Raw genomic sequence first — 12,436 nt, forward strand, 5'->3', positions numbered from 1 at the left:
CCATTCGCAGTGGTCGATCAGGCAAGATGGCGGCATGGACAGTTCTGCCGTTTCACCTCGGGTGCTCGTTGTCGATGACGACGACGACGTACTCGCATCCCTGGAGCGCGGTCTGCGGCTGTCCGGATTCGACGTCTCGACGGCAAGGGACGGGGCAGAAGCGCTGCGTAGTGCCACCGAGACCCGTCCGGACGCCATCGTGCTGGACATCAACATGCCTGTTCTCGACGGGGTCAGCGTCGTCACGGCGCTCAGGGCGATGGACAACGATGTGCCGGTGTGCGTGCTGTCGGCGCGCAGCTCGGTCGACGACCGGGTCGCCGGACTCGAGGCGGGTGCCGACGACTACCTGGTCAAACCGTTCGTGCTGCAGGAACTCGTGGCCCGGGTCAAGGCCCTGCTGCGCCGCAGGGGCGCGACCGCCACGTTCTCGTCGGAGACCATCTCCGTCGGTCCGCTCGAGGTCGACATTCCGGGTCGCCGCGCCCGCGTGAACGGCGTCGACGTAGACCTGACCAAACGGGAGTTCGATCTGCTGGCCGTGCTGGCCGAGCACAAGACCGCGGTGCTGTCGCGCGCTCAGTTGCTGGAGCTGGTGTGGGGCTACGACTTCGCCGCCGACACCAACGTGGTCGACGTATTCATCGGCTACCTGCGCCGCAAGCTGGAGGCGGGTGGCGCACCTCGGCTACTGCACACCGTCCGCGGCGTGGGGTTTGTGCTGAGGCAGCAGTAGTTCCATGGCCCCGCTGTCGCGGTTCCTTCGCCGGACCCCGTCGCTGCGCACCCGCGTCGCGTTCGCGACAGCGATCGCCGCGGCGATCGTCGTCGGCATCGTCGGCACCGTGGTGTGGGTCGGCATCACCAACGACCGCAAGGAGCGCCTCGACCGCAGACTGGACGAGGCGGCCGGGTTCGCGATTCCGTTCCTCCCCCGCGGCCTCGACAACATCCCGAAGTCACCCAACGACCAGGACGCCGTCATCACCGTCCGCAAGGGCGACCAGGTGACGTCGAACGCCGACGTCGTGCTGCCGCAGCTGCCCGCAGGCTACGCGGACACCGACGTCAACGGCGTGCGCTACCGGGTTCGCACCGTCGAGATCCGGGTGCCCGAGCCGATGTCGGTGGCCGTCGGCGCCACTTACGACGCCACCATCGCCGACACCAACAACCTGCATCGCCGCGTCCTGATCATCTGCTCGTTCGCGATCGGGGCCGCGACATTCGCGGGCTGGCTGCTTGCCGCTTTCGCGGTGCGGCCGCTGAAGCACCTCGCCCAGCAGACCCGCCAGATCGACGCTGGCGACGCGGCCCCCGATGTCGAGGTGCGCGGCGCCACCGAAGCCGTCGAGATCGCCGAGGCGATCAAGGGCATGCTGCAACGCATCTGGACCGAACAGGACCGCACGAAGGCGGCGCTGGCGTCGGCGCGTGATTTCTCGGCGGTGTCAGCGCACGAGCTGCGCACTCCACTGACCGCCATGCGAACGAACCTCGAGGTGCTCTCCACGCTGGACCTGCCCGACGAGCAACGCAAAGAGGTCATCAACGACGTCATCAGGACGCAGTCCCGCGTCGAGGAGACCCTTGGTGCACTGGAACGCCTTGCCCAGGGCGAACTCTCGACGTCTGACGATCACGTACCGGTCGACATCACCGAGCTGCTCGACCGGGCCGCGCACGACGCGATGCGCGTCTATCCCGAACTCGACGTGTCGCTGGTGCCCGCGCCTACCATCATCATCGTCGGCCTGCCCGCGGGCCTGCGCCTGGCGGTGGACAACGCGATCGCCAATGCGGTCAAACATGGCGGAGCCACCAGGGTGCAGCTGTCGGCGGTGAGCTCCCGCGCAGGAGTGGAGATCGCCATCGACGACGACGGCGTCGGTATCCCCGAAGAGGAGCGCGACATCGTGTTCGAGCGCTTCTCCAGGGGCTCCACGGCATCGGTGTCGGGCTCGGGTCTTGGCTTGGCGCTGGTAGCCCAGCAGGCCGAATTACACGGCGGCACTGCGTCATTGCAGGCCAGCCCGCTTGGCGGCGCGCGATTGCTTCTGCGCCTGCCGGGGCCGCGTTAGGCTACTGGGCGTCGTCAGGTGGCCGCTCGGGTGGCCCTCCGCTCCGCGACCTGTCGATCATCGAGAACAGCGTCAGGACAAGGCCGAGGACGAACGCCACGGCCATCAACCACCAATTGACGTCGTGCATCACGGTGCAGACTCATCTTCTCCGGCGACAGATCGCTTGCCGGTCGTCGTCTTGGTCGCGACAACGGCGATCAGCCACGCGGCCAGCGAACCGGCCGCGAAAGCCGCGAGGTACCACAACCACTGGATGACGAAATCCATGTCAAATCTCCTCACCTGGCTGCGGGATCAAGGATGCCACCTACTTCACCTGAATGTTGTTGAGGACCCTCATCTTCGGCCAAGCCGCCGTCACTGCTGACTGGACCTCCGTCTTCGCATCATCGGTCGGCGCCTTGCCGGTGAGCGTGACCGTGTCACCCTTGAGATCGAACCTGAAGTCGGCGACGCCGACGGCGGCTCCCAGGATCGACCCGAGGGTGGCGAAATCCGGTGCGTTGACGCCTGGCTTGACGCTGGTGTTGTCGGTTACTTCTATGCCGGAACCGAAGGCCAACCTGAGACTCTCGGACAACGACGCCTTGGCTTCCTGGTTTGGAAGCTCGCCACCGAGCGTGAAGCCTTCGCCCGTCTGCGCAATGGACAGCGGCGCGAAATTCATCTCCGGCGCGGTCGCATTCGATGCGGTGGTCTCTTCGTTGTTGTTGCCGGGTGCCGTCAACGTTGCCGAAGGGTTCACCCCCGGCGTGGCGGCATCGAAATCCGTGTCCGGCGGTCTTTGCAGCGCCCACCCGATCGCGGCCAGCAGCAGCGGGATTGCCAGCAACGCCACTAGCCAGGCCGCTCCCGGCGGGCGTCGGTAGAAGCGATCCTGCATGGGCCTCCCCGATCGATCAGCGAACGTCCAGCAGGTCGATGACGAAAATCAATGTCTTACCCGACAATCGGTGCCCGCCGCCCGCAGGCCCGTAGGCCTGTTCGGGCGGGATAACGAGTCGCCGACGACCGCCCACACGCATACCGGGGATCCCGTCCTGCCAGCCCGCGATGAGACCGCGCAGCGGGAACTCGATGGACTCGCCGCGATTCCAGGAGCTGTCGAACTCCTCGCCGGTGTCGTACTCGACGCCGACGTAGTGCACAGTCACCGTTCCGCCGGGCACCGCCTCGGCGCCATCGCCGACCACCACGTCATCGATGACCAGCCCCGTCGGTGCGGGGCCGTCGGGAAATTCAACCTCGGGTTTAGTCGCCACGGTCGGTTACGTTACGCCCCAATCTCAGGTGAGTCCTGACCCATAACGGGCACACTGGTGCGATGGCATCTGAAGACAATCCACTGGCCCGCATCCACGAACTCGTCGACGAAGAACGGGAACTGCGAGCCCGTCTGCAGCGGAAAGAGATCAGCGCGGAAGAGGAGCACGCCCGCCTGCGCGACCTCGAGGTGCAGTTGGACCAGTGCTGGGACCTGCTTCGACAGCGCCGCGCGTTGCGCGAGACCGGGGGCGACCCACGCGAAGCGCAGGTGCGCCCGCCCGACGAGGTCGAGGGCTACCTGAATTGATCACTGATCAAAACACCGATGTCGTCATAGTGGGCGGCGGCCACAATGCACTGGTCGCCGCCGCCTATCTGGCCCGCGCCGGGCGCCGTGTGCGGCTGCTGGAGCGCCTCGACCATGTCGGCGGCGCGGCGGTGTCGGCACACGCCTTCGAGGGCATCGACGCTCGCCTGTCGCGATATTCATACCTGGTCAGCCTGCTTCCGAAGCGCATCATCGACGACCTCGGCGTGCGGGTGCGGCTGGCCCGAAGGCGATACTCGTCGTACACGCCGGATCCGGAGAACGGCGGCGAGACGGGCCTGCTCATCGGCCCGGTCTCGACCTTCGGCGCCGTCGACGCAGAAGGCGACGCGGAGGCGTTCGCCGCGTTCTACCGGCGCGCCAAAATCGTCACCACCCGGCTGTGGCCGACGATGACGGCGCCGCTGAAATCCCGAGACGATGCGCACAAGCTTGTGCTCACGGGCGGCGACCGGGAAGCCGAGGACGTGTGGCAGGCGCTGATCTGCCAACCGATCGCGCACGCGATCACAGAAGCGGTCGACAGCGACCTCGTCCGCGGCGTGATGGCGACCGATGCGCTGATCGGCACGTTCGCCGCCGTCGACGAGCCGTCGCTGCGGCAGAACATCTGCTTCCTGTATCACCTGCTGGGAGATGGCACCGGTGACTGGGACGTGCCGATCGGCGGCATGGGTGCGGTGAGCGGAGCCCTCGCCGCTGCAGCGACCGGCTTCGGCGCCGAAATCATCACCAACGCAGAGGTTGACGCGATCGACCCGGGTGGCGAGGTGTCCTACACGCTCGACGGTCAGGAGCGCCGTATCCGCGCCGAGCACATCCTGTCCGGCGTGACGCCCACGGTGCTGGCGGCGCTTGTCGGCGACCAGGTGCCAACGGTGGCACCGGGAGCCCAGGTGAAGGTGAACCTGCTGTTGAAGCGGCTACCACGGTTGCGCGACGAAACTGTCACGGCGGAGCAGGCTTTCGGCGGAACCTTCCACATCAACGAGAACTACAGTCAACTCGACACCGCATACCGGCGAGCGGCGGGCGGCGCGATCCCCGACCCGCTGCCGTGCGAAATCTACTGCCACTCCCTGAGTGACCCGTCCATCCTGTCCGACGAACTCCAGAAGTCGGGCGCACAGACGCTGACGGTGTTCGGCCTCCACGCACCGCACACGCTCACGAAAGGTGCGGATCCCGACCGGTTACGGGAGGACCTGACGTCAGCGGTTCTGCACTCGCTCAATTCTGTTCTGGCCGAACCGATTCAAGACGTGTTGATGGAAGACGCCTCCGGCAGGCTGTGCATCGAGGCGAAAACCACGCTGGACCTGGAGTGGACGCTGGGCATGAGCGCAGGCAACATCTTCCACGGCGCATTGAGCTGGCCGTTCGCCGAGAACGACGAACCACTGGACACGCCGGCGCGACGCTGGGGCGTGGCGACGGCACACGACCGGATCTTGTTGTGCGGTGCTGGTTCCCGGCGCGGCGGTGGGGTATCCGGCCTCGGCGGTCACAGCGCCGCGATGGCGGTGCTGGAAAGCTAGCGCATTTCTGCGGCCCACTTCATGTGCCCCTCGAAGCCGAGTTCGTTCGACATGGCGCGGTAACGGTCGCGTAACTCGCGGTAGGCATCGTGCTCACCTCGCGCTTCGGCCACCAAGATGCGTAGCTGTAGCCCGGAGATTTCTCGTGAGCGCCACTGATGCTTCGTGCCGATCAACAAGAGCCGGTCGATCACCCGGTCCGCTTCGTCATAATCTCCGCGGCACAGCAATTGTCCTGCCATGAAGATGAGCGGAATGTCGATGTTGCTGAGTTGGCCGGTCCGCTCCATATCCTCGAAGAGGTTGCGCCACTGCTGCATCGCGAAGTCAGTGTCGCCCTGCTGCGCCCGTTCGAGGGCGAGGTAGGCATCGAACACCGGAAGCATGTTCATCGCGAAACATTGTTCGATGCAGATTTCGCGCAGGGCTCGGAATTCGTCGTAACCGCGCTTGGGATCCGCGCCGCTGTGTATCAAGGCTATCCCGAACGTGAGCCGGAGCATGATCATCGTGATGTCGTCCATTGAGCGCTCGACTCGCTTCAAAGCGGACTCGATCTCACCCAGGACCTTGCTGTCGGCCAGATATACCCCGCGCGGTATCCCCGCATACTTGTAAGTGAGGATGGCTGCCTGCGAGAACGTATCGGACTTCTCCGCAATGGACATCGCCTCGTCGAAGTCCTCGCGGAAGCCGGGCATACCCGCACGGAACCTGGCCACACCTCGCCACGCCAGCGCCGTCGCGCGCGGCGATTCGAAGATGAGCCTGCCCTGTTCGAAGTCGGCTGCGGTCAAGTCGATGACGTTCTGGGTCCACCGCAGGGATTCTGCGGTCTCGCCCGTCTCGTGCTTCGCCACAACGGCGGCGAACGACAGCGCGATCGTCAAGCCGGGATCTGCGATCGACTCCACCAAAGCCATCGTCTCCGACGCCAACGCTGACGCGTCCCGGACGCGTCCGTGCAGCACATGCTCGATGGTCATGCCCGCCATCCCCACCGCCAGCGACGCCTTGTCGTCGGCCTCCGTACACAGGTCGCGCAACTCCTCGAAACGTGGCGAGATGTCGGGGTGAAACCGCTTCCACATGTTTCCGCATAGCAGCGTGCGTGGCGCGATCTGCACAGCCATTCGGTTCGGCACATCGTGCGGCAGCGCGTCGGCCACCTCGATCGCTCGCTCCCAGCTGAGCTGCGCCGCGGCGATGTCGCGTTTGGCCGACCACGCGCCTGCCCGCATATGCCAGTCATAGGCAGCAGCGAGATCGCCTGCAGCGTAAAGATGCTCGGCGATCAGTGCGGCGTTCTGGTCGGTATGCTCGATCGCTCGGGCGACACGGCCATGCAGTTGTGCGCGGTCGGATTTGAGCTGCGACTCGTAGGCGACCGCGCGAACGAGAGGATGACGAAACGAGTACTCGGGGCCAGGATCGAATGCCGCCTGGTCGACGAGCTCGGCGGCCACCAGTTCATCGAGGGCGGCGTCGACATCCAACGACTCGAGCATCTGCGGCGTGAACCGCGACCCGATCACCGAAGCCGCGTTGAGAGTGCGCTTCGCGGCTGCATCGAGGCGATCGATGCGCGCGGCGATCACGGCTTGAAGCGTTCGCGGCACGTGGATCTCGCCGAGCGGCTCGGCGCACAGGTAGCAGCCGCGACCCCCGAGCAACACGTCGCGCTCGCTGAGGTCTCGCACGATCTCCTCGGCGAAGAACGGGTTGCCCGCCGCGCGCTCGGCGACCAGATCGGTCAGCTCGGCGACCGACCTGTCCTCCCCCAGCAGTTCTGCACCCAGCGCACGCATCTGCGAATCATCCAGCGGTTCAAGAGCAATGGTCTGCGACCGCGGCGCACGGGCCAATGCGCCGTGGTATTCCGGGCGGTAGGTGACCAGAGCCAACGACGGCGTCTGCGGCACCACCGTGAGGAACTCGGCGAGCATCGACTCACTGATTCCGTCGATCCAATGGACGTCCTCGATGACGTAGACGACCGGTGTCCTGCGCGCCAGGGCGGCGGCCTTGACCACCGCGGCGACCCGTCGTCGACGGGCGTCGGGATCGATCTGCGGCAACGGGTCCTCGGGATCACCGATGCCGAGCAGATCGTTCAGCAGTAGCAGATCTTCCTCGTTGGCGTCGGCGAAGCGTGCCCGCACCTGCTGCCGGGCGTCCGCGTCCGCCAACCCGTCGGTGCCGATCGTCGAACGCAGTAGGCTCGCGGCGGCCTGGAAAGCCACCTCCGTGGTGTGCGACTCGCAGTAGGTTGCGAACACCTCCGCGCCTGCGGCCTTCGCCCGCGCGGTGACCTCACTCACGATGCGGCTCTTACCGATTCCCGGTGGTCCGACCAGTCCGACGATGCTGCCGTTGCCGTTGATCGACCGTTCCAGGACACCGTTGAGCGCGCTCATCTCCCATTGCCGCCCGACAAACGTCGGCTCCAGCCTGTCCGGCCGCGGTCCGCTGGCCATGCCCTGGAGACGTTGCGCAGGAACTGGATTCGCCGCCCCTTTGATGCTCACCTGTTCGATCTCGCCGAGCATCGCGACGGTGTCGACCAGACGTGCCGTCGACTCACTCACCATGACACCGCCCGGCGGCGCCACCGACTCCATGCGCTGGGCCATCCCGACCTGTTCGCCGATGGCGGTGTATGTCGTCGGCCCGGCGCCGATCTCGCCGGTGATCACCTCGCCGGAGTTCAGCCCGATCCGCAGTCTCAGCGTTGTCTTGTCCCGGGATTCGACGTCCTCTGCCAACGGCGCGACATCCGCGTGGATGTCGAGGGCGGCGCGACATGCACGTACGGCGTGGTCCTCGAGTGCGATCGGTGCGCCGAATACGGCCATGATTCCGTCGCCGGTGAACTTGTCGACCGTGCCGCCGTAGCGCTGCACGATCACCGACGATCGGCGAAACACCTCACCCATGATCTCGCGCAACCGCTCGGCGCCGACGGCGGCCGCGATGTCCATCGACCGCACGACGTCGGCGAACAGGACAGTGACCTGCTTGTACTCGGCCCTGCTTTCCGCGGCGACGGGTGTGCCGCAGGCGTCGCAGAACCGGGCGCCGTCCCTCAGTCCGGCGCCGCATGCACCGCACGACGTGGCCACTGCCAAACAGGATATGGCGCGTGGGCTATGCGCCGGAGAGCTTGGCCAGGATGGCCTTCAGCTTGCCCAACTCGGCCGCGTCGAGACCCGCAAGGACAGCCGGCGCGGGGTCGTCGGTCGAATTGATCGTCTGCACCATGTCACGTCCCGCGTCGGTCAACGACACCACCTTGCACCGCCGGTTGGCGGGATCGGTTTCGCGGACGACGAGCCCGCGACGCTCCAGATCGTTGACCGCGACGGTGGCCGCCGGTGCATCGACGGTCGCCGCCTGCGCGATCTGTTTGACCGACATCGGCTGCTTGGCCAACCTGCTGAGGATGCGAACCCGGCTGAACGGCAGGCCGGTCCGCTCGACAACCGCGCGCTTCCAGCTGTCGTGATTGTCGATCACCAGCGATGCCATCGCGCGCCACACATCGTCTGCCAGAGCATTCTCCGCTCCGCGTGTGCGAAGAGCCTTACCGGACACGCACACCCTCCCATTGCGATGCATCGATCAGTGGTGCGAGCCGCTCAGCCGAGCGCGTCGCCCGCGGTGAGGTCGAGAACAGGCCGAGCGCGAAGATCACCACACCGAGCCCTGCGCAGATGAACCACAGCGGTCTGGCCGCGGCGGCGAAGTCGGCACCCGTCCCCGCCAGCGCGGAGCCGGCGACCGAACCGCAGAGCGCCACACCGAGACTGACGCCGACCTGTCGGCTCGTCGACGCCACTGCAGAGGCTGCGCCCGCGCGATCGGTCGGCATACCGCTGACCGCCGCCGTGGTGATCGGTGCGTTCACCATCGAGAAGCCGATGCCGAACACGGCGAAGATCACCAGCAGTTGCCACACCGCCGTGGTCGCGGTCAGCCGGGTCAGCATCACGGTCGCCGCCGTGATCAGGGTGCCCGCGACGATCAGTGACGGCCTGCTGCCGAATCGACCGACCAACCGGCCCGACAGCGGCGAAAAAATCAGGGCGCCAACGGCAACGGGCAGATAGATCAGACCGGTGTGCATGGCCGAGAACCCACGCTGGCCCTGCAGGTACAGCGACATCATGAAGAGGAACGCACCCCAGGCGGCGAAGGCGCACACGGCGATCATCGTCGCCGAGGCGAATGGGATGCTCCGGAAGAACCGGAGGTCGATGAACGGGTCATGGCGTCGAGACTCGTAGCGCAGGAATGCGATGAAGGCGACCGCGGCGAGCACCGCCACGGCGATTGTCCGCACGTTCGACCATCCCATGCCCGGGCCCTCGATGAGCACGAACACGACTCCGAACAGGAACGCCATCCCGAGTGCCTGCCCGACCGGGTCGACGTCGCGCATCGTCGCCGACTTCGACTCCGGCACGAAAATGGCGGTCAGCAGGATGGCGACGGCGCAGATCGGCAGGTTGATCCAGAACACGGCGCGCCAGTCGACGTACTGGATGAGCGCACCGCCGACGATCGGACCGAGCGCCATCGATATGCCGACGACCCCGCCCCATACCCCGATCGCGCGGGCGCGTTCCACCCGCCCGCGGAACACCTGGGTGATGATCGACATCGCGACGGGATTCATCATCGAACCACCGATGGCCTGCAGGAAGCGGGCGCCGATCAGCATCTCGATGTTCGGCGCGAGGCTGCACATCAACGACGCGACGGCGAACACCGTCAGGCCGATCTGGAATGTGCGGCGCCTGCCGAACCGGTCCCCCGCCGCACCGGAGAGCAGCAGCAGCGAGGCTAGGACCAGCGTGTACACGTCGATGACCCATTGAATCTGCGAGGCCGACGCGTTGAGGTCGTCGCGGATGCTCGGAATGGCGACGTTCACGATGGTCGCGTCCATCGACACGATCAGCAGGCTCAGACAGCAGGAAACCAGGATGATGGCCTTGCGCCGAGCGCTCAGTGACCGGACGATAGTTTCATTCACACAACTATTGTGAAACTACAACTATTCGCGCGCAAGGCACGCGGTAGTGAAATGCCTCTCAACCGGTCGCCGAGGACGACGAAATGGCGCGTTCTACTCGAGGAAATTCGCCCGAACGTTGGTTTCGGCGTAAGGAGTAGCGGTCAGCGGCTGTCGAGCGCGGTGTAGTCGCGCTCGGTGTAGCCGGTGTAGATCTGGCGTGGACGGCCGATCTTCCCGCTGCCCTCCTCGTGCATCTCCCGCCAGTGCGCGATCCAGCCCGGCAACCTGCCCACGGAGAACAACACGGTGAACATCCGGGTGGGGAAGCCCATCGCGCGGTAGATCACGCCGGTGTAGAAGTCGACGTTCGGGTACAGCTTGCGCTCGATGAAGAAGTCGTCGGTCAGCGCGACCTCCTCCAGCGCCTTGGCGATGTCCAGCAGTTCGTCGTCGCCGCCGAGCTTGCCCAGGATCTTGTCGGCCTGCTCCTTGACGATCCGTGCCCGCGGGTCGTAGTTCTTGTAGACCCGATGGCCGAAGCCCATCAGCTTGACCTTGTCTTCCTTGTTCTTGACCCTCTTGACGAAGTCGTGCACGTCGCCGTCGGCCTGACGGATCTTCTCCAGCATCTCCAGGACGGCCTGGTTGGCGCCGCCGTGCAGCGGGCCCCACAGGGCGTTGATGCCACCCGAGATAGAGGTGAACAGGTTGGCCTGCGACGAGCCGACCAGCCGCACCGTCGACGTCGAGCAGTTCTGCTCGTGATCGGCGTGCAGGATCAGCAGCAGGTCAAGCGCGCGAACGACTTCCGGGTCCACCTCATAGGGCTCGGCGGGGAACCCGAACGTCATCCGCAGGAAGTTCTCGACCAGCGTCAGCGAGTTGTCCGGGTACAGGAACGGCTGCCCGACCGACTTCTTGTACGCATACGCCGCGATGGTCGGCAGCTTGGCCAGCAGCCGGATCGTGGACAGCTCGACTTCCTCTTGGTTGAACGGGTCGAGCGAGTCCTGGTAGTACGCGCTCAACGCGTTCACCGCGCTGGACACCACCGGCATCGGATGCGCGTTGCGCGGGAAGCCGTCGAAGAACCGCTTGAGATCCTCGTGCAGCAGCGTGTGCCGCTGGATCTGGCCGGTGAATCTGTCCAGCTGCTCCTTCGTCGGCAACTCGCCGTAGATCAGCAGGTAGCTGACTTCGATGAAGTTCGATTTCTCGGCCAGCTGCTCGATCGGGATGCCCCGGTAGCGCAGGATGCCTGCGTCGCCGTCGATATAGGTGATGGCGCTCTTGGTGGACGCGGTGTTGACGAAGCCCTCGTCGAACGTGGTGTAGCCGGTCTTCGCCAGCAGCGAGCCCAGGCCGAAGCCGTCAGAGCCCTCAGTGGCCTTGACGATATCGAGGTCGAGCTCGCCACCGGGGTACGAGATGGTGGCGTGCTCGTCTTTTTCTGCCACGGAGAATCCCTTCGTCTCGCCACGACCCGACGTCTGTTCTTCAAAAGGTAGTCCCATTGTGGCAATCGCGCCCGCGCGGGGTGCGCAGGGGTTCACACCAGCTGGACGACGCCGTCGATCAGGCCCGTGAACTGGGCGAACGTGGCGTCGATCCGGTCGACGGCGTCGTCGATGTCTACGCCATGCCATCCGGTCTCCCTGCGGAGGTCGGCGAGCGCGGTCATGCTGATCGCCGCCCACACGTCGGCCACCAGTTGCAGTCGACGATCGGTGAAGCCCACGCCCATTCGCCGGGCCATTTCGACGTTGACCGCATGTGGCCGGAACTCCATCACCGCCTGCCGAAGCGTCGACGACGATGTGATGATCCGCAGCGTGCACAGCAGCCGCGGCGCATTCAGTTCGCCGATGCCCGCGCTCTTGGTGTTGCGGTACATCGTCACCCACGCCCGGTACAACGCGTCCAGGTGGTTCATGTCCTCCGGCAGCCGGGACAACTCGACGGCGGCCACATCGATGGCATCGTCGGCCAACGCCAGATACACCGCTTCCTTGGTGGCGAAGTAGCGGCTGAAGGTGCGCGGCGACACGTCGGCGATGGCCGCGATCTGCTCGACGGTGGTCTGCTCGAAACCCTGGCGCTCGCATAGCTCGATGGCGGCGTCGATGAGTGTGGCTCGGGTTCGCTGTTTTTTACGCTCGCGCAAACCGGGAGCCGCCGAATCCCCCGAGTCCGCAGGCAT

13 protein-coding genes are annotated in these 12,436 nt (G+C 65.7%); 4 read left to right on the forward strand and 9 right to left on the reverse strand.

Annotation, left to right across the window (positions count from 1 at the left end; translation table 11 throughout):
• Window positions 1–34 precede the first annotated feature (34 nt).
• The gene (locus tag C6A82_RS22340) at window positions 35–736 is read left to right on the forward strand and encodes a response regulator transcription factor (protein WP_105345126.1); all 702 of its coding nucleotides are present in this window, start codon (window positions 35–37) and stop codon (window positions 734–736) included.
• Window positions 737–740: 4 nt separating this feature from the next.
• A complete protein-coding gene (locus C6A82_RS22345; protein WP_105345125.1) occupies window positions 741–2,081 on the forward strand; it encodes a HAMP domain-containing sensor histidine kinase in 1,341 nt (446 codons plus the stop codon).
• Between the two features lies 1 nt (window position 2,082).
• Here C6A82_RS22345 and C6A82_RS22350 read toward each other — a convergent pair whose 3' ends face one another.
• From C6A82_RS22350 to C6A82_RS22365, 4 genes are read right to left on the reverse strand one after another with little or no spacing between them, the layout of a single operon-like run.
• Window positions 2,083–2,211, reverse strand: coding sequence for a hypothetical protein (locus C6A82_RS22350; protein ID WP_255419235.1), 129 nt, complete (start codon window positions 2,209–2,211; stop codon window positions 2,083–2,085).
• Entirely contained in the window at window positions 2,211–2,351 is a 141-nt protein-coding gene (locus tag C6A82_RS22355) for a hypothetical protein (protein WP_199193766.1), read from the reverse strand. Before C6A82_RS22355 ends, C6A82_RS22350 begins: the two co-directional genes overlap by 1 nt.
• 40 nt (window positions 2,352–2,391) lie before the next feature.
• Entirely contained in the window at window positions 2,392–2,967 is a 576-nt protein-coding gene (locus C6A82_RS22360; RefSeq protein WP_105345124.1) for a hypothetical protein, read from the reverse strand.
• A 16-nt stretch (window positions 2,968–2,983) separates the two neighbouring features.
• On the reverse strand, window positions 2,984–3,346 hold the full coding sequence (locus tag C6A82_RS22365; RefSeq protein ID WP_105345122.1) for an FKBP-type peptidyl-prolyl cis-trans isomerase: 363 nt from the start codon (window positions 3,344–3,346) through the stop codon (window positions 2,984–2,986).
• Between the two features lie 62 nt (window positions 3,347–3,408).
• Here C6A82_RS22365 and C6A82_RS22370 point away from each other — a divergent pair, with 62 nt between their 5' ends.
• Entirely contained in the window at window positions 3,409–3,657 is a 249-nt protein-coding gene (locus C6A82_RS22370; protein WP_105345120.1) for a DUF2630 family protein, read from the forward strand.
• On the forward strand, window positions 3,657–5,216 hold the full coding sequence (locus C6A82_RS22375; protein ID WP_105345135.1) for an NAD(P)/FAD-dependent oxidoreductase: 1,560 nt from the start codon (window positions 3,657–3,659) through the stop codon (window positions 5,214–5,216). The genes C6A82_RS22370 and C6A82_RS22375 overlap by 1 nt, the downstream gene beginning before the upstream one ends.
• On the opposite strand, the gene C6A82_RS22380 is transcribed toward C6A82_RS22375, so the two are convergent.
• From C6A82_RS22380 to C6A82_RS22400, 5 genes are all read right to left on the reverse strand, one after another.
• Window positions 5,213–8,338: an AAA family ATPase gene (locus tag C6A82_RS22380; RefSeq protein WP_105345118.1), complete on the reverse strand. Its 3,126-nt coding sequence runs from the start codon at window positions 8,336–8,338 to the stop codon at window positions 5,213–5,215. The genes C6A82_RS22375 and C6A82_RS22380 overlap by 4 nt on opposite strands.
• Before the next feature lie 25 nt (window positions 8,339–8,363).
• Window positions 8,364–8,744 (reverse strand): MarR family winged helix-turn-helix transcriptional regulator, encoded by a 381-nt coding sequence (locus C6A82_RS22385; protein WP_233216917.1) that lies wholly within the window; start codon window positions 8,742–8,744, stop codon window positions 8,364–8,366.
• 55 nt (window positions 8,745–8,799) lie between these two features.
• Window positions 8,800–10,254, reverse strand: a complete 1,455-nt coding sequence (locus C6A82_RS22390; RefSeq protein ID WP_105345115.1) for an MFS transporter — start codon at window positions 10,252–10,254, stop codon at window positions 8,800–8,802.
• A 143-nt stretch (window positions 10,255–10,397) separates the two neighbouring features.
• Window positions 10,398–11,693: a citrate synthase gene (locus C6A82_RS22395; RefSeq protein WP_105345133.1), complete on the reverse strand. Its 1,296-nt coding sequence runs from the start codon at window positions 11,691–11,693 to the stop codon at window positions 10,398–10,400.
• Window positions 11,694–11,785: 92 nt separating this feature from the next.
• Complete coding sequence (locus tag C6A82_RS22400) at window positions 11,786–12,436, reverse strand: TetR family transcriptional regulator (RefSeq protein WP_105345113.1); 651 nt, start codon at window positions 12,434–12,436, stop codon at window positions 11,786–11,788.

It is taken from the genome of Mycobacterium sp. ITM-2016-00318, assembly GCF_002968285.2.
GTDB lineage: Bacteria > Actinomycetota > Actinomycetes > Mycobacteriales > Mycobacteriaceae > Mycobacterium.

Excerpts from the sequence above, each read along its gene's own strand:
- C6A82_RS22345 (WP_105345125.1), top strand. The coding sequence starts at position 741 with ATGGCCCCGCTGTCGCGGTTCCTTCGCCGGACCCCGTCGCTGCGCACC.
- C6A82_RS22400 (WP_105345113.1), bottom strand. The coding sequence starts at position 12,436 with ATGCCTGCGGACTCGGGGGATTCGGCGGCTCCCGGTTTGCGCGAGCGT.
- C6A82_RS22370 (WP_105345120.1), top strand. The coding sequence starts at position 3,409 with ATGGCATCTGAAGACAATCCACTGGCCCGCATCCACGAACTCGTCGAC.
- C6A82_RS22350 (WP_255419235.1), bottom strand. The coding sequence starts at position 2,211 with ATGCACGACGTCAATTGGTGGTTGATGGCCGTGGCGTTCGTCCTCGGC.
- C6A82_RS22360 (WP_105345124.1), bottom strand. The coding sequence starts at position 2,967 with ATGCAGGATCGCTTCTACCGACGCCCGCCGGGAGCGGCCTGGCTAGTG.
- C6A82_RS22340 (WP_105345126.1), top strand. The coding sequence starts at position 35 with ATGGACAGTTCTGCCGTTTCACCTCGGGTGCTCGTTGTCGATGACGAC.
- C6A82_RS22355 (WP_199193766.1), bottom strand. The coding sequence starts at position 2,351 with ATGGATTTCGTCATCCAGTGGTTGTGGTACCTCGCGGCTTTCGCGGCC.
- C6A82_RS22385 (WP_233216917.1), bottom strand. The coding sequence starts at position 8,744 with ATGGCATCGCTGGTGATCGACAATCACGACAGCTGGAAGCGCGCGGTT.